The organism is Nocardia jiangsuensis (genome assembly GCF_042650385.1).
Classification (GTDB): Bacteria; Actinomycetota; Actinomycetes; order Mycobacteriales; family Mycobacteriaceae; genus Nocardia; species Nocardia jiangsuensis.
Map to the genome: position 1 here is coordinate 316,766 of NZ_JBHSAX010000033.1, position 22,712 is coordinate 339,477.

22 protein-coding genes are annotated in these 22,712 nt (G+C 73.0%); 10 read left to right on the forward strand and 12 right to left on the reverse strand.

The annotated features are described in order from the left end of the window. Positions 1 to 15 precede the first annotated feature (15 nt). A complete protein-coding gene (locus ACFO0B_RS30095; protein ID WP_378616812.1) occupies positions 16 to 1,095 on the forward strand; it encodes an aldo/keto reductase in 1,080 nt (359 codons plus the stop codon). Positions 1,096 to 1,110: 15 nt separating this feature from the next. Here ACFO0B_RS30095 and holA read toward each other — a convergent pair whose 3' ends face one another. From holA to ACFO0B_RS31585, 3 genes are read right to left on the reverse strand one after another with little or no spacing between them, the layout of a single operon-like run. After that, on the reverse strand, positions 1,111 to 2,079 hold the full coding sequence (holA, locus tag ACFO0B_RS30100; RefSeq protein WP_378616814.1) for a DNA polymerase III subunit delta: 969 nt from the start codon (positions 2,077 to 2,079) through the stop codon (positions 1,111 to 1,113). A gap of 34 nt (positions 2,080 to 2,113) precedes the next feature. After that, positions 2,114 to 3,727, reverse strand: a complete 1,614-nt coding sequence (locus ACFO0B_RS30105; RefSeq protein ID WP_378616816.1) for a ComEC/Rec2 family competence protein — start codon at positions 3,725 to 3,727, stop codon at positions 2,114 to 2,116. Further along, the gene (locus tag ACFO0B_RS31585) at positions 3,724 to 4,473 is read right to left on the reverse strand and encodes a ComEA family DNA-binding protein (RefSeq protein ID WP_449289811.1); all 750 of its coding nucleotides are present in this window, start codon (positions 4,471 to 4,473) and stop codon (positions 3,724 to 3,726) included. The genes ACFO0B_RS30105 and ACFO0B_RS31585 overlap by 4 nt, the downstream gene beginning before the upstream one ends. A gap of 546 nt (positions 4,474 to 5,019) precedes the next feature. Here ACFO0B_RS31585 and ligD (ACFO0B_RS30115) point away from each other — a divergent pair. From ligD (ACFO0B_RS30115) to ACFO0B_RS30125, 3 genes are all read left to right on the forward strand, one after another. Then, the gene (ligD, locus tag ACFO0B_RS30115; RefSeq protein WP_378616820.1) at positions 5,020 to 5,982 is read left to right on the forward strand and encodes a non-homologous end-joining DNA ligase; all 963 of its coding nucleotides are present in this window, start codon (positions 5,020 to 5,022) and stop codon (positions 5,980 to 5,982) included. 136 nt (positions 5,983 to 6,118) lie between these two features. Continuing rightward, positions 6,119 to 7,201 (forward strand): alpha/beta fold hydrolase, encoded by a 1,083-nt coding sequence (locus ACFO0B_RS30120; protein WP_378616822.1) that lies wholly within the window; start codon positions 6,119 to 6,121, stop codon positions 7,199 to 7,201. 13 nt (positions 7,202 to 7,214) lie between these two features. Next, positions 7,215 to 7,709, forward strand: coding sequence for a GNAT family N-acetyltransferase (locus tag ACFO0B_RS30125; RefSeq protein ID WP_378616824.1), 495 nt, complete (start codon positions 7,215 to 7,217; stop codon positions 7,707 to 7,709). 117 nt (positions 7,710 to 7,826) lie between these two features. Here ACFO0B_RS30125 and ACFO0B_RS30130 read toward each other — a convergent pair whose 3' ends face one another. Beyond that, complete coding sequence (locus ACFO0B_RS30130) at positions 7,827 to 8,306, reverse strand: hypothetical protein (RefSeq protein ID WP_378616826.1); 480 nt, start codon at positions 8,304 to 8,306, stop codon at positions 7,827 to 7,829. 163 nt (positions 8,307 to 8,469) lie between these two features. On the opposite strand from ACFO0B_RS30130, the gene ACFO0B_RS30135 reads away from it, so the two are divergent. Next, positions 8,470 to 9,027, forward strand: coding sequence for a TetR/AcrR family transcriptional regulator (locus ACFO0B_RS30135; protein WP_378616828.1), 558 nt, complete (start codon positions 8,470 to 8,472; stop codon positions 9,025 to 9,027). Between the two features lie 136 nt (positions 9,028 to 9,163). Here the strand turns inward: ACFO0B_RS30135 and ACFO0B_RS30140 are convergent, their stop codons facing one another. The 8 genes from ACFO0B_RS30140 to ACFO0B_RS30175 are packed head-to-tail and all read right to left on the reverse strand — an operon-like array spanning position 9,164 to position 16,079. Continuing rightward, positions 9,164 to 10,006, reverse strand: a complete 843-nt coding sequence (locus ACFO0B_RS30140; protein WP_378616830.1) for a DegV family protein — start codon at positions 10,004 to 10,006, stop codon at positions 9,164 to 9,166. 3 nt (positions 10,007 to 10,009) lie between these two features. Next, positions 10,010 to 10,783 (reverse strand): diglucosylglycerate octanoyltransferase, encoded by a 774-nt coding sequence (gene octT / locus ACFO0B_RS30145; RefSeq protein ID WP_378616832.1) that lies wholly within the window; start codon positions 10,781 to 10,783, stop codon positions 10,010 to 10,012. Then, positions 10,773 to 11,432 carry a histidine phosphatase family protein gene (locus ACFO0B_RS30150; RefSeq protein WP_378616834.1) on the reverse strand — a complete coding sequence of 220 codons (660 nt, stop codon included), beginning with the start codon at positions 11,430 to 11,432 and terminating at the stop codon, positions 10,773 to 10,775. Before ACFO0B_RS30150 ends, octT begins: the two co-directional genes overlap by 11 nt. After that, positions 11,429 to 11,833 (reverse strand): ribosome silencing factor, encoded by a 405-nt coding sequence (gene rsfS / locus ACFO0B_RS30155; RefSeq protein WP_378616836.1) that lies wholly within the window; start codon positions 11,831 to 11,833, stop codon positions 11,429 to 11,431. The genes ACFO0B_RS30150 and rsfS overlap by 4 nt, the downstream gene beginning before the upstream one ends. Next, positions 11,830 to 12,474 carry a nicotinate-nucleotide adenylyltransferase gene (gene nadD / locus ACFO0B_RS30160; protein WP_378616838.1) on the reverse strand — a complete coding sequence of 215 codons (645 nt, stop codon included), beginning with the start codon at positions 12,472 to 12,474 and terminating at the stop codon, positions 11,830 to 11,832. The genes rsfS and nadD overlap by 4 nt, the downstream gene beginning before the upstream one ends. Positions 12,475 to 12,493: 19 nt before the next feature. Then, entirely contained in the window at positions 12,494 to 13,903 is a 1,410-nt protein-coding gene (locus ACFO0B_RS30165) for a vWA domain-containing protein (protein ID WP_378616840.1), read from the reverse strand. A 2-nt stretch (positions 13,904 to 13,905) separates the two neighbouring features. Beyond that, on the reverse strand, positions 13,906 to 14,784 hold the full coding sequence (locus ACFO0B_RS30170; protein WP_378616842.1) for an AAA family ATPase: 879 nt from the start codon (positions 14,782 to 14,784) through the stop codon (positions 13,906 to 13,908). Between the two features lie 23 nt (positions 14,785 to 14,807). Next, complete coding sequence (locus ACFO0B_RS30175) at positions 14,808 to 16,079, reverse strand: glutamate-5-semialdehyde dehydrogenase (RefSeq protein ID WP_378616844.1); 1,272 nt, start codon at positions 16,077 to 16,079, stop codon at positions 14,808 to 14,810. Positions 16,080 to 16,142: 63 nt separating this feature from the next. Here ACFO0B_RS30175 and ACFO0B_RS30180 point away from each other — a divergent pair, with 63 nt between their 5' ends. The 5 genes from ACFO0B_RS30180 to ACFO0B_RS30200 all read left to right on the forward strand — a co-directional run bounded on the left by ACFO0B_RS30180 (position 16,143) and on the right by ACFO0B_RS30200 (position 22,632). Further along, positions 16,143 to 17,033, forward strand: a complete 891-nt coding sequence (locus ACFO0B_RS30180; RefSeq protein ID WP_378616846.1) for a ribokinase — start codon at positions 16,143 to 16,145, stop codon at positions 17,031 to 17,033. Positions 17,034 to 17,127: 94 nt separating this feature from the next. Continuing rightward, entirely contained in the window at positions 17,128 to 18,351 is a 1,224-nt protein-coding gene (locus tag ACFO0B_RS30185) for an RtcB family protein (protein ID WP_378616848.1), read from the forward strand. 170 nt (positions 18,352 to 18,521) lie between these two features. After that, a complete protein-coding gene (locus tag ACFO0B_RS30190; RefSeq protein ID WP_378616850.1) occupies positions 18,522 to 20,660 on the forward strand; it encodes a RecQ family ATP-dependent DNA helicase in 2,139 nt (712 codons plus the stop codon). A 64-nt stretch (positions 20,661 to 20,724) separates the two neighbouring features. Next, positions 20,725 to 21,693, forward strand: coding sequence for a non-homologous end-joining DNA ligase (gene ligD / locus ACFO0B_RS30195; RefSeq protein ID WP_378616852.1), 969 nt, complete (start codon positions 20,725 to 20,727; stop codon positions 21,691 to 21,693). 3 nt (positions 21,694 to 21,696) lie between these two features. Further along, positions 21,697 to 22,632 carry a D-isomer specific 2-hydroxyacid dehydrogenase family protein gene (locus ACFO0B_RS30200; RefSeq protein ID WP_378616854.1) on the forward strand — a complete coding sequence of 312 codons (936 nt, stop codon included), beginning with the start codon at positions 21,697 to 21,699 and terminating at the stop codon, positions 22,630 to 22,632. Positions 22,633 to 22,712 lie beyond the last annotated feature (80 nt).

Sequence of the window (22,712 nt, forward strand, 5' to 3'; positions counted from 1 at the left end):
GGCAAGGAGTTCGACATGACCGACCTGCGCGCCCTCGACGACTACCGGCTGCTCGGCCGCTCGGGGCTGCGGGTGTCGCCGCTGTCGCTGGGCACCATGACCTTCGGCTCGGACTGGGGCTGGGGCGCCGACGCCGCCGAGGCCCGCACGATCTTCGACACCTACGTCGACCGCGGCGGCAATTTCATCGATACTGCCAGCGCCTACACCGACGGCACCTCGGAGCGTTTCCTCGGCGAGTTCGCCGCCGACCGGCGGGACAGCCTGGTGATCGCCACCAAGTACACGATGCTGCGCCGCCCCGGCGACCCCAATTCCGGCGGCAACCAGCGCAAGAGCATGGTGACCTCGGTGGAGGCCAGCCTGCGCAACCTGAACACCGACTACCTCGACCTGCTCTACCTGCACGCCTGGGACTACCGCACCCCGGTGGAGGAGATCCTGCGCGGCATGGACGACCTTGTTCGCTCCGGCAAGGTCCTCTACGTCGGCATCTCGGACGCGCCCGCCTGGCAGGTGTCCCGCATGCAGGCCATCGCCGACCTGCGCGGCTGGGCGCCGCTGATCGCACTGCAGATCGAGTACAACCTGGTCGAGCGGACCGTCGAGCGCGAGCTGGTGCCCATGGCGCGCGAACTCGGCCTCGGCGTCATCCCGTGGTCGCCGCTGGCCAGCGGTGTGCTGACCGGCAAGTACAGCCGCGCCGACCTGAATGTCGAGGTCTCCGCGGACGCGGCGGGCACCAGGCGCAATGTGGCCGCGTCGGCGGGCTCGCTCACCGAGCGCGCACTCGGCATCGCCGAGGTGGTGCGTGAGATCGCCCGCGAGGCCGGATACTCGCCGGCCCGAGTGGCGCTGGCCTGGGTGCTGCGCCGGCCCGGGGTGACCTCGCCGATCGTCGGCGCCCGCACACTTGACCAGCTCACCGACAATCTCGGCGCCCTCGAGGTGGAGCTCTCCGCCGAGCAGTGGGCCCGCCTGGAGCGGGCCAGTGCGGTCGAGCTCGGTTTCCCGCACGACTTCCTGCTCCGGCCGATGACGCAGTCGGTGACCTTCGGCGACCTGAAGGTGGAGCAGCGGCTGCCGGTCGGCTGACGACCGGCTGCCGAGTCAGCTACCGCCGTGCAGGTCGCAGATGCGGCCCAGCGCCTGTTCCAGGGCGTAGCCGGAGTCGGCGGCGCCGCCTTTGACATCGGCGTTCAGGGTGGCGACGACCCGCATGGCACTGCCGATCTTCTCCGGACTCCAGCCCCTGGCCTGCGCCTTGGCCTTCTTCACCTTCCAGGGCGGCATGCCGAGCTGCTGCGCGAGCTGCATCGGGTCACCGCGGCCGGCCGAACCGACCCTGGCGATGGTGTGCACCGAGTCGGCGAGCGCGTCGGCGAGCAGCACGTGCGGCACGCCGCGATCGTCGGCCCAGCGCAGCGCCTCCATGGCGGCGGCCCGGTTGCCGACCACGGCGAGCTCGGCCACATCGAAGCCGCTGACCTCGGCACGGCCGGAGTAGTAGCGGCGGACCGCGGCCACATCCACCTTGCCGCCGGTGTCGGCGGCGAGCTGGGAGCAGGCGGCGGCCAGCTCGCGCAGATCGGAGCCGACGGCGTCGAGGAGCTCCTGCACCACCTCGCCGCCCGCCTTGACCCCCGCCGCCCGGAGCTCGCCCCGCACGAAGTCGACCCGCTCGGCCTGCTTGGTGAGCTTGGCGCAGTGGTGCACCCGCGCCCCGCCCTTCTGCAGGGTGGTGGCGAGCGCCTTGGCACGTCCACCGCCGGAGTGCAGGATCACGAGCACCACACCGTCGGGCGGGTCGGCGGCGGCCTCACCGATGAGCGTGACCGCCTCCTTGCCTGCGTCGGCGGCGGATTCCAGGATGATCAGCCGGTCCTCGGCGAACAGCGAGGGGCTCAGCATCTCCGCGAGCTCGGCGGTGGTGGCCTCGCCGGCCCGGCGGCGCTCCACCGGCACCGCCTCCGGATCCGGCGCGGTCGCCCTGACCTCGGTTGTCACCGTCGCCACCGCGCGCTCGATCAACAGCTCCTCGTCGCCGAGCACCAGATGCACCGCTGCCGTCTCGCTCACCCGGTCGATCCTACGGTTCGGCGGTGACCAGGGGTCACGGCCCCGTTTCGGCCCGGATTCTCCGGCGCGCAGCGCGAACACGGAGCCCGAGCGCGGATCCGAGAAGCGCCGCGGCCGCGAGGGTTCCGGTGAGAGCGCCGCCGGGGACGGTGACGGTGGCGCCGGGTAGCCGGGCGGTGTGCTCGGCGACCTCGAGCAGCCACCAGAGTGGGACGGCGGCGGGGCGGAGCAGCAGCTCGGCCGGGAGTGCCCAGGCCCAGGCGATGGTGGCGGCGAGCGCGCCGAGCACGGTGATGGCGGCGATCACCGGCGCTACGAGCACGTTGGCAAGTACCGCGACCAGGCTCAGCTTGCCGGTGACCGCAATGACCAGCGGCGTAGTGACCGCGAAGGCGGCGGCCGAGACGGCAACGATCTCAGCGGGTGCCCGCCGCCAGCCGTGGCCGCGAAGTGCGGCGGCCCAGCCGGGGGCGATGAGGATCAGGGCGGCGGTGGCGAGGACGGAGAGCGCGAAGCCGATGCTGACCGCCAGTGCGGGCCATACCGCCAGCAGCAGGATCACCGCACCGCACAGGGCGGGCAGTGCCTGTCTGCGCCGCCCGGTCAGCAGTGCGAGCACTGTCACCGCGCCCATGGCGGCGGCGCGCAGGACGCTCGGGTCGGGCCGGGCGATCACCACGAAGAGCAGTAGCGCCAGTGCGGCGGTGCCGGCGCAGGCGGTGGGCGGGAGGGTCAGGGTTCGGCAGAGTGCGAGCACCGCGGTCAGCACGATGGTGACGTTGGCGCCGCTCACCACGCACAGGTGTTGCAGCCCGGCGGTGGCGAAATCGTCCCGCACCCCATCGGTGAGCCCGGAGGTGTCGCCGAGCACCAGCGCGGGTAGCACGCCCGCGGCATCGCGGCCGAGCACTCGCCGTGCGGCTTCGGTGAGCGAGCCGCGGACCGGCATCGCCGCGCGCTGCCACCAGGGTGGCTGTTCCAGCTGCACGGGTGGGGCGTTCGCGCGGAGGACCGCGACCGTGAGGTCGCTCGTCTGCGGCAGCATCGGCCGGGCTCGGAAGCGGAGTAGCCCGCCCGGTGTGATCCGAGCCCATTCGTCGCCGCCGGCCAGGATGGTGACGACCCCGCCCGCCCGCACCCGCTTTCCGGCGTGCCGGTACTCGACCAGGTCGGCGCGCACCACCCAGCGCCGCTGATCGCCGAAGGATCTGCCGCGCACCGGTTTCGGGTCGTTCGTCGGCACCGCGTACACCTGCACCGACGCCCGGTCCGGCAGAGCACGCAGCGGATGTGCGGCCACCCGCTGCTCCCGCCAGGCAGCGGCGGTCGCGAAGCCGGTGCCGAGCAGCAGCGCGGCCACCATTCCCCACACCGGGACCCCCCACCGGCCGGAGCGCCGCACACCGCCGCGCAGCAGCCAGATCCAGAGCCCGCAGGCGGTGCCGACGAGCAGTACCGCGAGGACGAGACCGGTGATCCAGCCCGCGGTGATGGCCACGATGGTCGCCAGCCAGCAGAGCACGGCCGCCGGGACCAGGCGGGCGTCCAGTGCGCGCGGCTCCGGCGCGGGCGGTTCCTCCGGGCGGACGATCGGCCAGTAGCCGGAGAGGGTGGTGACCGGGTTCCCCGGCGGCCGCTGCCCGCTCACAGCGTCACCAGGTCGCGGAGTTTGGCCAGGCGCGCCGGGCCGATGCCCTCGACATCGCCGAGTTGCTCGAGATCGCTGAACCTGCCGTTACCGGCCCGCCAGGCCACGATGGCGCGGGCGGTGACCGGGCCGACACCGGGCAGTGCGTCGAGTTCGGCTTCGGTGGCGGTGTTGAGATTCACCTTCCCCCTGGCTGTGGGGCCGGAGCCGGGGGCACCCGCCGCGCTACCGGTGCTCGCGGTGCCGCTGGCACGTGGCGGGGCGGTGGGATCCGCGGCGCCGACCAGGATCTGGTCGCCGTCCGAAACCTTCTGAGCGAGGTTGAGCCCCTGCAGGTCGGCGCCGGGGAGTGCGCCGCCCGCCGCGTCGAGCGCGTCGGCGATCCTGGCGCCGGGTGCGAGCCGCAGCAGGCCGCCGCGGCGCACCAGACCGACGACGCTCACCACCAGCTCGCCCTGGCTCTCGTGGGTGGGGGCGACTTCGTTGCGCGCTGGCTCCGGGCCCTGGCTGCTCGGGGCCGCCGCGGCCATGCGCACGGCCGGTACCGGTGCCGCCTGGCTGATCACCGGGCGGTCGCGCCAGACGGCGTAGCCGGAGATCACGACGGCCACCAGGCCGATCAGGGCGAGTGCCGCCGCCGCGCGGCGGGTGACACCGACGCGCGCCGCGGCGAAGCGGGCGGGCAGCAGGCGTTCGTACCAGCGCAGCGGGGCAGCCTGGCCGTGCAGCCAGTCGGGCTCGCCGATGGCGTCGGAATCGTCGGGGTCGGTGCTGCGAGGGCGGGGCTCACCCCAGCGGAGGCGGGCTTCGCCCTCGCCCGGCCGGGGCTCGCCCGCGCGGGGCCTGGGTTCGTCCCCGCGGGCGCGGCGGCTGCCGCGCGGCTGTTCCGGCTCCTCGTCCTCGGGTTCGGTGTCCCGGTCGGCGGGCCACGGCGCGGTCTCACGCCAGCGGCCGAGCCTGCGCCTGGCGTCGAGTTGCTCGGTCTTGTCGGACCAGCGGGGATCGGCGACAGCGGGCCGCTTCCCCGCCCGATCGAGTGCGTTCATCGGCAGCGGAACCCGGACGGGGCCGTCGGCGGACGCCCCGGCGTCGGGGGCGGTGAGGACGCTGAGGCGTCTGCGGATGCGGTCGTGCTCCTCGTGTCGTGACATGGGGCCGACGCTAGGTCGGGGCGCCGCCTGCCCATCGGCATCGAACTGGGCTTTCTCCTGCCCTGTGGATGGCGGCGGGGTTGGGGACAATTCGGGGAACGAGTCCTCCATCCGGCCGTTTGCCAGAAGTATGCTGAATCCATGGTGGCGAACCCGGCGCCGATGTTGGCCGTCTCCGGACGGCCACCGGACGACGCCGCGCGCTGGGCGGTCGAGATGAAGTGGGACGGGGTCCGCGCCATCGTCCGGATCGAGGCCGGAAATTGCCGGTTCACCAGCAGAAATGCCAGAGATATCTCGCGCTCGTACCCCGAGCTCGGGGAGGCGCTCGCCGCCCTGGCTCCGGACGTTCCGCTGGTGCTGGACGGGGAGATCGTCGCGCCCGATCCGGCGACCGGGGCACCGTCGTTCGGGCGGTTGCAGCATCGGATGCACGTGGTCACGCCGACGCCGGGGCTGCTCGCCGCCTACCCCGTCGAGTTCATCGTCTTCGACGTGCTCGAACTCGACGGGGAATCGCTGCTCGGCAGGCCGTACACCCAGCGCAGGGACGATCTGACCACACTCGGGCTGGCCGGGGAGCTGGTGCCGGTGCCACCGTTCTGGACCGGGGTGCGGCCGGCGGCGCTGCTCGAGGTGGCGGCACAGCACCACCTCGAGGGCATCGTGTGCAAGCGGCTCGACTCGACGTATCAGCCGGGGCGGCGCTCGCCCGCCTGGATCAAGACGCCGCTGCGGCGCAGTACCGAGGCGATCGTCGCCGGATGGTTGCCGGGGAGCGGCCGGTTCACCGGGACCTTCGGTTCCCTGGTGTTGGCGGCGCACGACGACAGTGGGCGGCTGGTGCACATCGGCAATGTGGGAACCGGGTTCACCGCCGCGGTGCGGCGAACCCTGCAGGGGCGGCTCGACGACTTGGCCCGCGATTCGGTCCCGCTCGACCGAATTCCGGCCCCCGCGGCGGTCCCCGGCGTGCACTGGGTCGAGCCCGTCCTCGTGGGCGACATCGAGTTCCGCGAAGCGAGTTCCTCCGGGCTCCGGCACCCGAGCTGGCGGGGGCTCCGTTCGGATAAGGCGGCGAACGAGGTGCAGATCCCCTTCTGATCCAGCTTGATCAGCGCCCGCGCGAGCTCTAGCGTCGAATGCGGGGAGAGGGGTTGTCATGGCGGACTCCATGGAGCAGATGCTCGTCCGGCCCGGCGGGGTGCTGCGCGGAGAGGCGGCCGGAGACGGCCCCACCGTGCTGCTCCTGCACGCCGGCGGCGAACGCAGACAGGTGTGGCGGCCGGTGACAGCGGTACTGACCGATGCCGGGTTCCGATGCGTGGCGTTCGATCAACGCGGGCACGGCGAGAGCGGTGGAACCGCGCGGACACTCGCGGAGTGCGCGGACGATGTCGCCGCCTTGATCGCGACCGAACCCGGATGCGTGGTGGTAGGCGCCTCACTCGGCGGGCTCGCGGCCATCGCCGCACTCGCCGATCCCGCGGTGCGCAAACACGTTTCGGGGCTTGTGCTGGTGGATGTGGTGCCGAATCTCGAGCCGGATCGGATCAGGCGATTTCTCGCGAGCCGTCTCGGACCGCATGCCGAACTCGTCGAGGACATCCTCGCCCATCTCCCCGTACTCGGGAAGATCGACACCCCGATTCTGCTGGTCCGCGGCGGCGACGGCTCGGTGCTCACCGACGCCGATGTCGAAGGTTTGCGCCGGGCCGGGCCGCAGGTGACCGTGCTCCGCGTACCTACGGCCGGGCACCTGATAGCCCGCGACCAGCCGGTGCGCCTGGCCGAGGCGATCGAACCGGCCGTCGATTGGCCCGCGTCGCATCTTCTTCGTGAACTGGGCGCCGACGCGATCGCTCATCCCGGCGGCACCGTGCTCGACCACCTCCGCCGCGTGCACACGCTGGTCAGCGAGTGGGGGGCGAGCCCACGGCTCCGGCTCGCAGCTCTGTGCCACGCCGCCTACGGCACCGACGGCCGGCCACACCGGCTGTTGCCGCCGCACCGGCGGGACCGGCTGCGCCGGGCGATCGGCACGGACGCGGAAAATCTTGTCTACCGATACTGCTCCTGCGAACGCCGGTCGACGTACGCGCGCCTCGGCGCCCGACCGCTGCCGCTCACCGACCGCTTCACCGGCGAGGTCATCGAGCTGGACGGCAGCGATCTCGCCGATTTCGCGATACTCACCATTGCCAACGAATGGGATGTGGCGCGGCACGCCGCCCGCACCGAGGAAGTTCCAGGCGGCATTCACGAGCTGATCGAGGCGTTCGCGGTGTACGCGCCGGAGGCCGCCGCACGGGTGCTGGCGTGAGCAGGGCGCGCACATGTCCGAGCTGATCGCGCCCATCGCCTCCCTGCACGCTGCCTGGCTGGTGGCGCACCGGGAGTGGGGGCCGGGGGTGCACGAGGACGGGTTCGGGTTGCGGGCCGACGACGAGGTCGAGTCGGCGGCCGGGTTCGCGGAGTGGGTGCGGCGGTTGCAGGCGGAGTCCGGGCGGTGCGCGCATCGCTGGATCGTCGAGGACGGGGAGGTGCTCGGGGGGATCGCGCTGCGGTACGGGATGAGCGATGCGGTGCTGCGGGCGGGGCACATCGGTTATGGGGTGCGGCCGTCGGCGCGGCGGCGCGGGGTCGCCGGTTGGGCACTCGCGCACATGCTCGACGTCGCGCGGGAGCGTGGGATGGGGCAGGTGCTGTTGCTCTGCGCGGACGGGAACGTGGCGTCGGCGCGGACCATCGAGAAGGCGGGTGGGGTGCTAGAGTCGGTACGGGACACCGAGCTCGGTCCGGCCCGCCGGTACTGGATAGCGCTCGGTTAGCGCGGTGGGCACCGGACTGACAGGCGCGCTCCCAGCGCGCCCGTGGTCGGCGCGCGTCACCCGGCTGCTGCTGAACTGATGCCGGGCCCCCGCAAGCCCGTTGCAGCAGAGGCCCTGCTACCAGCCTTGCTGCGGCGGAGGGGCAGAAGGCCGGCCTTGCTGAGGCGCGACCTGCTGAGTGGGCGCTGACTGCTGCCAGGCTTGCTGGGACGGAGCCGCCTGCTGCCAGTTCTGCTGCGCCGGTACAGGCTGCTGCCAGTTCTGCTGCGCCGGTGCGGCCTGCGGCCAGCCCTGCTGGGGCGCCATCGGCTGCTGAACGCCGGGCGGCACGGTGTGGATGAGCTGCCCGGGCACGGGCGGCTGATTCGCCTGGGCGACCAGGTTCGGGACGTCGGCGGATGGCACCGGCGACTGCACCCCGCAGACCGGGCACTCCAGGTAGGTGCGGCTGCTGATCGGGAAGAGCGGGACGAAGAACAGGGTGAACTTCGTGACCAGTCTGCGCAGACCGTGCGGGCCCGCATTGCGGCAGGCGCCGCAGAAGGCCGCGAGTACGGCCAGCGTCAGTACCTGGCGTTGCCAGCCCCAGATGAGCACGTGCTTCCTCCCCGCCGATCAACGAACGCCCGCAGCCTACGTGGCGATGGTGACGGCCGACGGCAGGTCTATCGATGTCCGGATCAGGGCATTCACCGAACGGGACGAATCAGACCGGGCCCGCCGACCGGACTGCGCTGTCCGGGCTCGCTAGAGTGAGCGGATGACTTCACCCGGGCGGGTCAACAGGGGCCCGCGCGCCGCCGCGGACAATCGTGCCGCGCTCATCGCCGCGGCCCGGAAAGTGTTCGCCAGCAGTGGATTCGACGCGCCGCTGAGCTCGATCGCGCGGACCGCCGGGGTCGGGCAGGGGGTACTCTACCGGCACTTCCCGAGCCGGGACGCGATCGCGCTCGCGGTCTTCGACGAGAACATCGCGGAGGTGGAGGCGCTGGCGGCCGATCCGGAGACGCGGGTCGACACGGTGCTGGAGGTGATCGTCGAGCAGATCACCGCGTCGGCGGCGTTCGTGGCGATGCTGCGGCCGACCGGGAGTGAGCCGCGGCTGCTGGCGGTGGCGGAGCGCTTCGACGCGTTGATCGCGAAGAAACTGGCTGATCCGGCGCAGCGGGGGGATCTCGACTCGGCGCTGGATGCCGCCGATGTCGTGCTCGCGGTCGCCATGCTGGCGAATGTGCTCTCGGAGTCGGATCCGTCGGCACGGGGCGAGATCGCGCAGCGGGCCTGGCACCTGCTGCGCCACGGGCTCGCTCCGCGCTGACGCGGGTTCCCCTCGGCATGCGGGTCCTGCCGCACGGAGGCCCCCTTCGGCGCGGGAATCCGCGCTGGGCACAGCACGTGCACGGGCCGACGAGCCCCGCGCGGAAACCACCGGCCCTGCGCGGAAGGCGCGTTCCTCAGCCGCCGCAACCACCGGGAAGGACGACGATCCCCACCGCTCCGAGCCCGAGATGCACAGCCAGGGCGGGCCCGAACTCGGCTTGCACGAGTTCGTTCAAGTCCGGCAACCTCTCGCGCAGCTGAGCTGTGACCGTCGCCGCGGCATCGGCCGCACCCAAATGCTGCACCCCGACCGCCGCGGGCTCGTCCCCGACCGCATCGACGGCAGCGGCGACCAGCCGGCTGTACGCCTTGGACTTGGTCCGCACCTTCTCGCGCAGCTCCAACCGCCCCTCGACGATCTGCAGCAGCGGCTTCGTGACCAGCTCACTGCCGAAGAACGAGGCCGCGGTGCTGAGCCGGCCACCCCGGCGCAACTGCTCCGTGCGGTTCACCAGGAAGAAGGTGCGCGACCGGCTCGCGGCGGCGACGGCGGCCCCGTGCACCGCGTCCAGCCCGTCCCCCGCGACGGCCCGGCGGGCGGCGGCCAGCACCGGGAGCCCGGTGGCCAGCCCCGCGCCGAGCGAGTCGACGAGCCGGATGCGCGCCGTTCCGAGCTCGGCGATGGCCTGCCTGCCCGCCTCCCAGGTGGCGGAGAGCTGCTGGGAGAGGTGCACGGCGACCACCCCGGCGCCCGCGCTGCGCTCCAGCGCGCGCTCGTAGACCGCGCGCAGCTCGCCGGGCGAGGCGGCGGAGGTGCTGACGTCGTCGGAGCCGTAGTCGAGGTCGATCGGGTCGATGCCCTCCCTGATGGTGCGGTCACCGGAGAGGACGTGCAGCGGGACGACGACGATCCCGAGTTCGGCGACCAGGTCGGCGGGCAGGGAGGCGGACGAATCGGTGACGACCACGACGGCCACGGTCTACCGGCCCTCCCGCAGGCTCTCCGCGGCGAGCCCGGGCTGCGCCGCCAGCACCTTCAGCATGGATTCCGCGACCGCGGCGTGCCCGGCCCAGCCCCAGTGGATGCCGTCCGGGTTGCCCGCGCCGGAGAACACGTTCTCCCGCACCGCCGCCCCGAGGTCGACCAGTGGGACGTTGCTGCGCGCGGACCACTCGGTGAGCGCGCGCACCATGGGCTCGCGCCCGGTGTGCACCTTGCCGTACGCCTCGCAGACGTGCACCGAGGGCAGCACGCCGATCATCGGCAGCTCGGGGCGCAGCCCGGCGAGCGCCTCCCTTGCCTGCTCCAGGTAGTCCACGCTCACCCGCGGCGGCAGCGCGACCGGTCTGCCCAGCTTGGCGAGGTGCGGCTGGGCCGCGTTGTAGGCGTCGCGCACCCGGCGCCGCAGCGCGGGCGGGCGGACGTAGCGGATGAGTTCGCGCAGCGCGGTCGGCAGCGGCGATGGCAGCGAGTCCATGCCCGCGGTCGCGAAGATCACCGCGCCCGCGCGCGGGACCGCGGCCCAGACCCGGGGGTCGCCGATCAGCGCCCAGTAGGCGTCGCGGCAGGTCCAGCCGATCCGGCCGACCAGCTCGACGTCCCAGCCCAGCTCGGCCGCGACGAGATTCGGCCAGATCCGCGGATGGTCGGCGGAGAGCCCGCCCCTCGGCCCGAAGTACGCCAGCGAATCCGCGATCACCAGCAGCGTCGGCTTGCCCGCGGCGGCAGCCGGACCCCCGGCCTCAGAGGACATCCGGCGCCACCTTCGCCGCCGCGTTCCACACATCCAGCCGCCACCCTGGCCGCTCGAAGCTCGGACCGTGCGCGCTGAGCTGCACCCAGCTGGTGTTGGCCAGCCCGCCCAGGATCGGCCAGTTCTGCGGCGGCAGGTCGAGCAGCGCGGCGGTGAGCGCGGCGATCAGCCCGCCGTGCGCCACCAGGAAGACGGCCCGGCCCGGCCAGTCGTCGCGCTCCCGGTACAGCTCGTGCACCAGCGGCAGCGAGCGGGCGCCGACCTCGAGCTTGCTCTCGCCGCCGGGCGGGGTGTAGGTGGCGTCCATCCGCCAGGCCACCCTGGCGCCCGGGTAGTCCCGGTCGACGTCGATGTGGGTGAGCCCCTCCCAGATGCCGAGGCTGGTCTCGCGCAGCCGCGGGTCCAGCGTGACCGGCAGCCCGGTGCTGTCGCCGAGCGCCTGCGCGGTATCCCTGGCGCGGCGCAGGTCGGAGGAGTGGATGGCGATGGCGTTGCGCGAAGTGAGTTCGCGGGCGGCCTCTTTGGCCTGATGTCTGCCGAGCTCGGTGAGGTCGGTGTCGATCTGGCCCTGCATCCGGTCGACCGCGTTCCACTCGGTCTGGCCGTGCCGCAGCAGGATCAGCGTCCGTACGCCGGCATTCTTGCTCACTCGGCGGCCCCGGCGGCGGTGTCGGCGGGGCGGCCGTCGGCGCCGACACCGGGCACCGGGACGGTCGGGCAGTCCTTCCAGAGCCGCTCCAGGCCGTAGTAGTTCCGCTCGTCGTTGTGCTGGATGTGCACCACGATGTCGATGTAGTCGAGCAGCGCCCAGCGGCCCTCGCGGGTGCCCTCGCGGCGCACCGGCTTGTGCCCGGCGTCGCGCAGCTTCTCCTCGATGTTGTCGACGATGGCGTTGACCTGACGCTCGTTCGGCGCCGACGCGATCACGAAGCAGTCCGTGATCACCAGCTGCTCGGAGACGTCGAGCACCACCACATCGGAGGCCAGCTTCTCGTCCGCCGCGATCGCGGCGACCCGCGCCATCTGCACCGATTCGTCCGATGCGCTCATTCGCTACCTTCCGGTCCGTTCGGCACGTACAGGTGCCGCTTCGATATGTACTGCACGACGCCGTCGGGCACGAGATACCAGACCGGACGGTTCTCCGCGGCGCGGCGCCTGCACTCGCTCGACGAGATGGCGAGCGCGGGCACCTCGATCATGGTCACCGCGTCGGCGGGCATGTCACGCAGGTACTCCGCCAGGTGGTCGGCATTGAGCTCGTACCCGGGACGGCTCACCCCGACGAACTTCGCCAGCTCGAACAGTTCGGCCCAATCCTGCCACGTGAGGATATTGGCCAGTGCGTCCGCACCGGTGATGAAGTACAGGTCGGCGTCGGGGAAGCGATCGCGCATCTCGCGCAGGGTGTCGACGGTGTAGGTCATCTTGCCGCGGTCGATGTCGGCCCGGCTCACCGAGAAGCGCGGGTTGGAGGCGGTCGCGATGACGGTCATGAGGTACCGGTCCTCGGCCGCGCTGACCTTCTTGTCCGCCTTCTGCCACGGCTGCCCGGTCGGGACGAAGACCACTTCGTCCAGGTCGAACCGGTGGGCGACCTCACTCGCCGCGACGAGGTGCCCGTGGTGGATGGGGTCGAAGGTGCCGCCCATCACCCCGAGCCGCCGGGCCGGCCGTCCTGTTTCCCGCATGGCTGCCGAGCTTAACCGGTCACACCGGGAGCAACCGGGACACGACCTCGGTCAGCTGCCTGGCCGAGCGGCACTCGTGCATCTCGATGATCTCGGCGTACTTGCGCGCCGCCGAGTCGCCGGAGCCCCAGTGCGTCGTCGCCTCCGGGTTCAGCCAGTGCGCGTGCTTGGCCGTTTCCACCAGCGATGCGAGCGTGGCCAGCCGGGGGTCGCGGTAGTTGGTGCGGGCGTCGCCGAGGATCAGCAGCGAGCTGCGGCTGGTGACGGCCTCGGGGAAGCGGTCGGCGAAGCCGTTCAGGGCGGCGCCGTAGTCCGAGTGGCCGTCCAGTCCGACCACGTCGGCCTCGGCGAAGATCCGGGTCAGCGACTCGTCGAGCTGGGTGTGCGGGTCGAAGAACCGGGTGACCTCGTCCACCTGGTCCACGAAGGCGAAGATCCGGACCCGGGAGAACTGCTCGCGCAGCGCGCTCACCAGCAGCAGCGTGAAGTTGCTGAACCCGGCCACCGAGCCGGAGACGTCGCAGAGCAGCACCAGGTCCGGCCGGCCGGGCCTGGGCTTGCGGTTCACCAGGTCGATCGGCACGCCGCCGGTGGACATGGACTTGCGCAGCGTGCGGCGCAGATCGATCTCACCGCGCTTGGCGTGCCTGCGCCTGGCCGCGAGCCTGCTGGCCAGAATCCGGGCCAGCCGCTGGGTGCTGCGGCGCAGCTCGGCCAGCTCGCGCTCGGAGGCGCGCAGGAAGTCGACGTCCTCGGCCTGCCTGGCCACGCCGTAGCTCGCGACCCGCTCGCGGCCGATCCGCTCGGCGACCCGGCGCCTTGTCTCCGCCTCGACGCCGGCCCGGAAACCCTCGATCCGCTGCCTGGCCTGCCTGCGCGCCACCTCGGTGTCGAAGTCGCTGGCGTCAGCGGGCAGCCCGAGCGCGGCCAGGATCTTCGCCAGCAGCGTCTGCGGCTGGACGTCGCGCAGCGCCTGGTACGCCGAGAACGACGGCCCGCGCGCGGATTGGTACTGCCCCATCTGCTCGACCAGCTGCCCGATGAGCTGCTGCAGCTCGGGCCCCGGGCTCTCCTGGGCGAGCAGCTCGGCGAGCATGGCGCGCAATTCGGGAATGTCGACCCGGCCGTCCGGGGTGCGCGGGATCTCGATGTCGTCGGCCCAGTTGCCGCGCTCGCCGAGCGCGACCGGGAACCACAGGTCGAAGAGACCGTCGAAGGTGGTCCGGTGCGTGGTGCGGCGCAGCAGGGCGCAGGCCAGCCCTTCGCGCAGCACCTCGCGATCCATCAGGTCGAGCACGGTGAGCACCCGGCCCGCGTCGACGGTCTCCGAAGGGCCGACCGGGATTCCCCTGGTGCGCAGCGCCTCCACGAAGCCGACGAGGTGACCGGGGATGCCGTGCGGCGCGTGCAGGGTGGGCTGCTCGGCCACGGTCAGGCCAGCTTCAGCTCGTTCAGGGCCCGCTCGTGGTCACTGCGGTGCTTGAGCACGACGCCGAGCGTGGAGCGCACGACATTGTCGTCCAGGTCGGTCATGCCGAGCGCGAGCAGGGTGCGGCCCCAGTCGATGGACTCGGCCACCGACGGCAGCTTCTTGAGCTGCATGCCGCGCAGCACGTGCACGACCCGCACCAGCTGCGCCGCGACGGCCGGGGCCAGCTCGGGCACCCGGCTGGCCAGGATGCGCCGCTCCAGCTCCTCGTCCGGGAAGTCGAGGTGCAGGTAGAGGCAGCGTCGCTTGAGCGCCTCGGAGAGCTCGCGGGTGGCGTTCGAGGTCAGCAGGACGAACGGCTTGCGGGCGGCGGTGATGGTGCCGAGCTCCGGCACCGTGACCGCGAAATCGCTGAGCACCTCCAGCAGCAGCCCCTCGATCTCGACGTCGGCCTTGTCGGTCTCGTCGATCAGCAGCACGGTCGGCTCGGTGCGCCGGATGGCGGTGAGCAGCGGCCGGGAGAGCAGGAACTCCTCGGTGAAGACGTCGGCCTTGGTTTCGGCCCAGTCGTTCTCCGAGGAGGCCTGGATGCGCAGGATCTGCTTGGCGTGGTTCCACTCGTAGAGCGCCCGCGCCTCGTCCACGCCCTCGTAGCACTGCAGCCGGACCAGCTCGGCGCCGCTGGTCTGCGCGACCGCGCGCGCCAGCTCGGTCTTACCGACCCCGGCGGGGCCCTCGACCAGCAGTGGCTTGCCCAGCCGATCGGCGAGGAAGACCGAGGTGGCGGTGCCCTTGTCGGCGAGGTAGCCGGTCTCCGCGAGGCGATCGATCACGTCCTCGACCGAGCCGAACACGGGTTCCTGTACGTCGGTGATACCCACCGTGCCGTCCTTTCGATTCGGGGTCAGACCGGCCGGATCTGGCCGTCGCCCCAGACGATCCACTTGGTGGAGGTGAGCTCGGGCAGCGCCATCGGGCCGCGGGCGTGCAGCTTCTGGGTGGAGATGCCGATCTCCGCGCCGAAGCCGAACTGCTCGCCGTCGGTGAAGGCGGTGGAGGCGTTCACCATGACGGCGGCGGCGTCCACCCTGGCGCTGAAGGCGCGGGCGGCTGCCAGGTCGGCGGTCACGATGGCCTCGGTGTGCCCGGTGCCCCAGGTGTTGATGTGCTCGACCGCGGCGTCCAGATCGTCGACGACCTTGAGCGCGATGTCCAGGGTGAGGTACTCCTCGCCCCAGTCGGTGTCGGTGGCCGGGACCAGCCCGGGCAGGTCGCCGTGGATGGTGACGCCCGCGCCGCGCAGCGCCTCGGTGAGCCGGGGCACCGCCGTCTCCGCGACGGCCGCGTCGATCAGCACCGTCTCGGCGGCATTGCACACGCTCGGCCTGCGGGTCTTGGCGTTGATCAGAACGGCCTCGGCCATCTCGAGGTCGGCGGCGGAGTGCACGTAGACGTGGCAGTTGCCGGTGCCGGTCTCGATGGTCGGCACGGTCGCGTCGCGCACGACGGCCGAGATGAGCCCGGCGCCGCCGCGCGGGATCACCACGTCGACCAGGCCGCGGGCCTGGATCAGGTGGGTCACGCTGGAGCGGTCGGCGCTCGGCAGCAGCTGCACCGCGTCGGCCGGGATGCCGAGCCCGGTCAGCGCCGCGCGCAGCACCTCGACCAGCGCGGCGTTCGAGTGCGCCGCCGAGGAGGAGCCGCGCAGCAGCGCCGCGTTCCCGGACTTCAGCGCCAGCCCGAAGGCGTCGACGGTGACGTTCGGGCGGGCCTCGTAGACCATGCCGACCACGCCGAGCGGCACCCGCAGCTGCCGGATCTCCAGGCCGTTCGGCAGCGTCGAGCCGCGCACCACCTCGCCGACCGGATCGGCCAGTCCGGCGACCTGGCGCAGACCGGAGGCGATGCCGTCGATCCTGGACTTGGTGAGCCGGAGCCGGTCGAGCAGGGAATCGGCGGTGCCCGCGGACTGGGCGGCCAGCAGGTCCTCGGCGTTGGCGGCGAGCACGGTGTCGGCGGCGGCGAGCAGCGCGTCGGCGGCGGCGTGCAGCGCCTCGTTCTTCTGCGCCGTGGTGAGCAGCGCCAGCGTGCGCGAGGCGACCCGGGCCCGGCGCGCGGCCGCGTGCACCGCCTCGCGGACGTCTGAGCCCTGCTCGGTCGTCGTTCCTGCCGTCATGGGTACAGCCTACCCAGCGGTATCCCGCGCGCGGGAGGCGCTGTCCGGGCTACTCTCCGGCCGGTGAGTGCCGAACCCGCGCCTGCCGACGTCGTCGTGCTCGGCAGCGTGAACATGGACCTGGTGGCCACGGTCGGGCGGCGGCCCGCGCCCGGGGAGACGGTGCTCGGCACCGGGTTCGCCGCGGTACCCGGCGGCAAGGGCGCGAACCAGGCGGTGGCGGCGCGGCGCAGCGGGGCGCGGGTGCGGTTCCTCGGGGCGGTCGGGGACGACGTGTTCGCGCCCGCGCTGCGGGAATCACTGGTCCGGGCGGGGATCGATGTGCGCGGGTTGCGCGCTGCCGCGGGGCCGAGCGGGACCGCGACGATCGTCGTCGACGGGGGCGGGGAGAACTCGATCGTGGTGGTGCCCGCGGCGAATCACGCTCTCGCCGAACTGGATCCGGACGACCTCGCCGCGATCGCCGCGGCGGACACCCTGCTGTGCCAGCTGGAGATTCCGGTTCCGGTGGTGGCGGCGGGCTTCGCGCACGCGCGGGCGAACGGGACGGTGACGGTGTTGAATCCGTCACCCGTGCAGCGGCTTCCGGCCGAGATGTGGGCGCTCGTCGACATCGCGGTGGTGAACCGGGGTGAGGCGGAGGCGATCGGGGACGTGCTGGACCAGGTGCCGCACCGGGTCACCACGCTCGGCGCCGACGGCGCGCGGTACGACGGGCCGGACGGGTGCTTCACCGTCCCCGCGGTCCCGGTGCGCGCCGTCGACACCACCGGCGCGGGCGACGCCTTCACCGGCGCGCTCGCCGCCCGCTGGGCGCACGGGCCGGAAGCCGCGTTGCGCTGGGCCTGCGCCGCGGGCGCGCTGGCCACTACCGCGCTCGGCGCCACGACAGCCGTTCCCGACGCAGCGACCATCGCGGGGCTGCTCGCCGGGCGGGCGCCACAACCGGGCTGACCCGCCCGCGCCCGCCGGCGGGCCGGCGAAAATCGCTCGCGCGACCTGCGGTCGGATCCCTACCGTTGACGTATCCGAACGGAAGGAAAGACCGATGTTTCCCGTCGAGCTGCACGGCACCCGTGCGCAGACGCTCATGTGGGCCCACGAGCACGAGATCGAGCAGTCCGCCCTGCGGCAGCTGCGCACCCTCGCGCAGCTCGAGTGGGTGCACGGCGTCCGCGTGATGCCGGACGTGCACCTCGGCAAGGGCGCCACCGTCGGCTCGGTCATCGCCATGCGGGACGCGGTCGCGCCCGCCGCGGTCGGGGTGGACATCGGCTGCGGCATGGAGAGCGTGCGCACCGACCTCACCGCCGCCGACCTGCCGGACGACCTGAGGGGGCTGCGCGCCCGGATCGAGGCCGCGGTCCCGGTCGGCTTCCACGCGCACGATTCCCGGGTGAACGTCACCGCGCTCGGTGCCGAGGTCTCGCAGCTCGGCGCGAGCACGGCGACGCTGCGCACCGGCTGGGACCGGTTCTGGCACGGCTTCGACTCGCTCGACCGGAAGGTCAGGCCGCGGGAGTCGAAGGCGCAGAAGCAGATGGGCACGCTCGGCGGCGGCAACCACTTCATCGAGCTCTGCCTGGACCAGGCGGACACGGTGTGGGTGCTGCTGCACTCCGGCAGCAGGAACATCGGCAAGGAGATCGCCGAGCGGCACATGGCGGTGGCCCGCGAGCTGCCGCACAACACCGGTCTGCCCGACCGCGACCTCGCGGTCTTCCTGGCGGGGACCCCGGAGATGGCGGCCTACCGGCGCGACCTGAGCTGGGCGCAGGAGTACGCGGCCAGGAACCGGGCCGTCATGCTCGCCCTGGTCTGCCGGGCCGTCCGGGACGAGTTCGCCGACCGCCCGGTGCGCTTCGAGCAGCCCATCTCCTGCCACCACAACTACGTGGCGGAGGAGGAGATCGACGGCGTCCCCATGCTGGTCACCCGCAAGGGTGCGGTGCGCGCGGGCGCGGGCGACCTGGCGCTGATCCCCGGCTCCATGGGCACCCGCTCCTACGTGGTGCGCGGGAAGGGCAACCCGGCCTCCTACAACTCCGCGTCGCACGGCGCGGGGCGGCGGATGAGCCGGAGCGCGGCCAAGAGACAGTTCACGGTTGCGGACCTGGTCGCGCAGACCGAGGGCGTGGAGTCGCGCAAGGACGCGGGCGTCGTCGACGAGATCCCGGCCGCGTACAAGGACGTCGACGAGGTGATCGCGGCGCAGTCCGACCTGGTCGACGTCGTCGCGACGCTGCGCCAGGTGCTCTGCGTCAAGGGGTAGTCGACCCGGGGACCGGCACTCGTGGCGCCGGTCCTCGGCGGCCCGGCAGCCCGGCCCTGCGGCCACTGTGCCGGGGCCGGGGCGCCGGTACGGGTGCCGCCACCCGCCCGCGAACGCGCCGTCCGCGCAGGTCGGACGCGGGTGTCGGCGTCGTGCGGCACGATGGCGGGATGAGCCCTTCCTCCGACACCGGCGTCGAGCCGGACCGCGCGACCGGATCGGCACAACTCCGCGACGAGGCCGAGGAGTTGCTGCGCGAGCTCGCCGGCCCGGCCGCGCGGCTGCGCGAGGACCAGTGGGTCGCCATCGAGGCGCTGGTCGTGCAGCGCAGGCGCGCGCTGGTGGTGCAGCGCACCGGCTGGGGCAAGTCGGCGGTCTACTTCATCTCGGCCAAGCTGCTGCGCCGGGCCGGGCGCGGCCCGACCGTGATCGTCTCGCCGCTGCTCGCGCTCATGCGCAACCAGGTGGCGGCGGCCGAGCGCGCCGGCGTGGTGGCCGCGACCATCAACTCCGGCAATGTCACCGAGTGGGACGCCATCCACGAGCAGGTCGCCACCGGCACCGTCGACGTGCTGCTGGTCAGCCCGGAGCGGCTGAACAACCCCGACTTCCGCGACCAGGTGCTGCCCCGGCTCGCCGCCGACGCCGGGCTGGTCGTGATCGACGAGGCGCACTGCGTCTCCGACTGGGGCCACGACTTCCGGCCGGACTACCGGCGCATCCGCACCCTGGTCGCCGACCTCGGCGCCGACATCCCGGTGCTCGCCACCACCGCGACCGCCAACGACCGGGTGGTCACCGACGTGGCCGCGCAGATCGGCACCGGCGGCCGGATCGACGCCGACACCCTGGTGCTGCGCGGCACCCTGGACCGGGAGTCGCTGCACCTCGCGGTGGTCCGGATCGAGGACGCGGTGGAGCGCACCGCGTGGCTCGGCGAGCAGCTGCACCGGCTGCCCGGCTCCGGCATCGTCTACGCGCTCACCGTCGCCGCCGCGCAGGATGTCGCGAGCGTGCTGCGCGCCGCCGGGCACGAGGTCGCCGCCTACACCGGCCAGACCGACCCCACCGAGCGCGAGCACCTGGAGCAGGCGCTGCTGCGCAACGAGGTCAAGGCGCTGATCGCCACCTCCGCGCTCGGCATGGGGTTCGACAAGCCGGATCTGGGCTTCGTGGTGCACCTCGGCGCGCCCTCCTCGCCGATCGCCTACTACCAGCAGGTCGGGCGCGCGGGGCGGGCCACCGAGCGGGCCGAGGTGATCCTGCTGCCCGGCCCGGAGGACGCCAGGATCTGGAGCTGGTTCGCCTCGGTCGCCTTCCCGCGCGAATCGGTGGTGCGCGCGGTGCTGGACGCGCTCGACCCGGAGCGCCCGCTCTCCACCGCGGCGCTGGAGCCGCGGGTCGAGCTGAACCGCTCCCGGCTGGAGATGGTGCTCAAGGTGCTCGACGTGGACGGCGCGGTGCGCCGGGTGCGCGGCGGCTGGCTCGGCACCGGGCAGCCGTGGCACTACGACGCCGAGCGCTACGCGCGGCTGGACCGCGCCCGCTCCGCCGAACAGCAGGCCATGCTCGACTACCAGGCCACCGACGGCTGCCGGATGGTCTTCCTGCGCGGCCAGCTCGACGATCCCGGGCTGACGCTCGGCGAGACCTGCGGCCGCTGCGACAACTGCACCGGCACCAGGCTCGACCCGACGCCGGGCGCCGAGACCGTCGCCGCCACCAGGGCGCGGATCGCCCGCCCCGGCATCGACCTCGCCCCGCGCAAGCAGTGGCCGACCGGCATGAAGACGCTGGGCATCCCGCTCTCCGGCAAGATCGGCGCGGGCGCCGAGCCGGGCCGGGTGCTCGGCAGGCTCAGCGACCTGGGCTGGGGCCGCAGGCTGCGCGCGCTGCTCGACGCCCCCGACGGCCCGGTGCCGGACGACATCGTGACCGCCTGCGTCGCGGTGCTCAGGGAATGGGACTGGGCCGAGCGGCCGGTCGCGGTGCTCGCCCTCGACGACGACCGGAATCGCGAGCTGACCCGCAGCCTCGCCGCCCGGCTGGCCGAGGTGGGCAGGCTGCGCGACCTCGGGGTGCTGCACAAGCGGCCGGACCACCCGCCGGTCTCCGCCGCCAACTCGGCGCACCGGGTGGCCGGGCTGTACGACTCGTGGGACGTCCCCGACCTGCACGACGTCGGCGGGCCGGTGCTGCTGGTGAACGCGCAGAGCGAGTCCGGCTGGACCTTCACCGTCGCCGCCTGCGCCCTGCGCGCCGCAGGCGCACCCGCGGTGCTTCCCTTCGCGCTGGCGACGCCGACCTGAGCGGGGCCGCGACATCGGCTCGCGTGCCGCGCACCGCGGCACCCCTGCCGCTAGGGTCGATGGCGTGCCCGGCAAATCGTCGTCTCCCGCGCTCGAGCTCGACGTGGGCGGCCGCGCGGTCCGGATCAGCAACCCCGATCGGGTCTACTTCCCCGAGCTCGGGCTGACCAAGCTCGACCTGGTGCAGTACTACCTGAGCGTCGGCCCCGGCATCGTGAACGCGCTGCGCGAGCGGCCGTGCATGCTGCACCGCTTCCCGAAGGGGCTGGCCGGGGCGAAGGTGCACCAGAAGCGGCTGCCCGCGGGCGCACCGGACTGGGTGCCGACGGTCCGGGTCTTCTTCCCGCGCTACGGCAGGCACGCCGACGAGCTGTGCGTGCGCGAACTGGCCGACGTGATCTGGGCGGTGCAGATGTCCACCGTCGAGTTCCACCCCTGGAATTCGCGCGCCGCCGACACCGAGCGCCCGGACGAGTGGCGGATCGACCTCGACCCCATGCCGGACTGCCCGTGGTCCCGGGTGCAGCGGGTGGCGGGCGTCGTGCACGAGGTGCTGGACGAGTTCGGCGCGGTGGGCTGGCCGAAGACCTCCGGCGGCAAGGGGCTGCACGTCTACGTGCGGATCGCACCGGAGCACGGCTTCATCGAGGTGCGCCGCGCCGCGCTCGCCTTCGCGGAGGAGGTGCGGCGCCGCGCGCCCGCCGACGTGACCACCACCTGGTGGCGCAAGGACCGCGACCCGGCACAGCTCTTCGTCGACTACAACCAGAACGCGCGGGACCACACCATCGCCGCCGCCTACTCGGTGCGCGGCGTCCCCGCGGCCACCGTCTCCGCCCCGGTGCGCTGGGACGAGATCCCCGACATCGACCCGCGAGACTTCACGGTGCGGACCGTGCCCGCGCGCTTCGCCGAGCTCGGCGACCTGCACGCGGGCATCGACGACGCCGTGTTCCGGATCGACCCGCTGCTGGAGCTGGCCGATCGCGACGGCGTCGAGGCCGTCGAGCTGGACAGCGAGAACGAGGAGTAGAGCGTGACGATTCCGGTCGCCGTGGCCCCCGAGGTCCCCGACGAACTGCGCGCGGCGATCGAGGCGGGCGGCGGCGAACTCGCCGCGCTCGCCGATGCCCGCGCCCTGGTCTGGGTCAGCGAGGCCGGCGGCTTCCCCGAGCAGCTGCCCACCGGGATCGAGTGGGTGCAGCTGCCCGCGGCCGGGATCGAGGATTTCGTCGCGGCCGGGGTGCTGGAGCGGCACCCCGGCGTCCGGTTCACCTCCGCGGCGGGCGCGTTCTCCGCGACCGTGGCCGAGCACGCGCTGGCACTGCTGCTCGCCGGGGTCCGCTACCTGCCCGAGCACCTGCGCGCGACCACGTGGCGGCAGCAGGACTTCCTGCCGCACGTCGGCACGCTGCGCGGCAGCACGGTCGCCGTGGTCGGGGCGGGCGGGATCGGCAAGGCGCTCATCCCCTCGCTGCTGACGCTGGGCGCCGAGGTGATCGCGGTGAACCGTTCCGGCCGTCCGGTGACCGGCTCCGGCATCCCGGACGGGATCACCACCGTCCCCGCCGAGCGGCTGGACACCGTGTGGCCGGTGGCCGACCACGTTGTCGTCGCCGCGCCGGCCACGCCCGCGACCGCGCACCTGGTCGGCTCGGCGGAACTGGCTCTGCTGCGGCCGAACTCGTGGGTGATCAATGTCGCGAGGGGCAGCCTGATCGATACCGAGGCGCTGGTGGCGGCGCTGCGCGCGGGCACCATCGGCGGCGCCGGGCTGGACGTCACCGATCCGGAGCCGCTCCCGGACGGGCACCCGCTCTGGGCCTTGCCGAACGTGATCATCACCCCGCACGACTCGAATCCGCCGCAGGTGCGGGTGGCCGCGTTCGCGGCGCACGTGCGGGAGAACGTGCGCCGCTTCGCGGCCGGGGACGACCTGCTCGCCCCGGTCGATCCGAGCACCGGGTACTGATCGATCGAGTCCGCGCGCGCGGCGCGGTCTTTCGCTGCCGCGCGCGACGCGGTTAGGCTCGGGCCGTCTCGGCGGGTGGG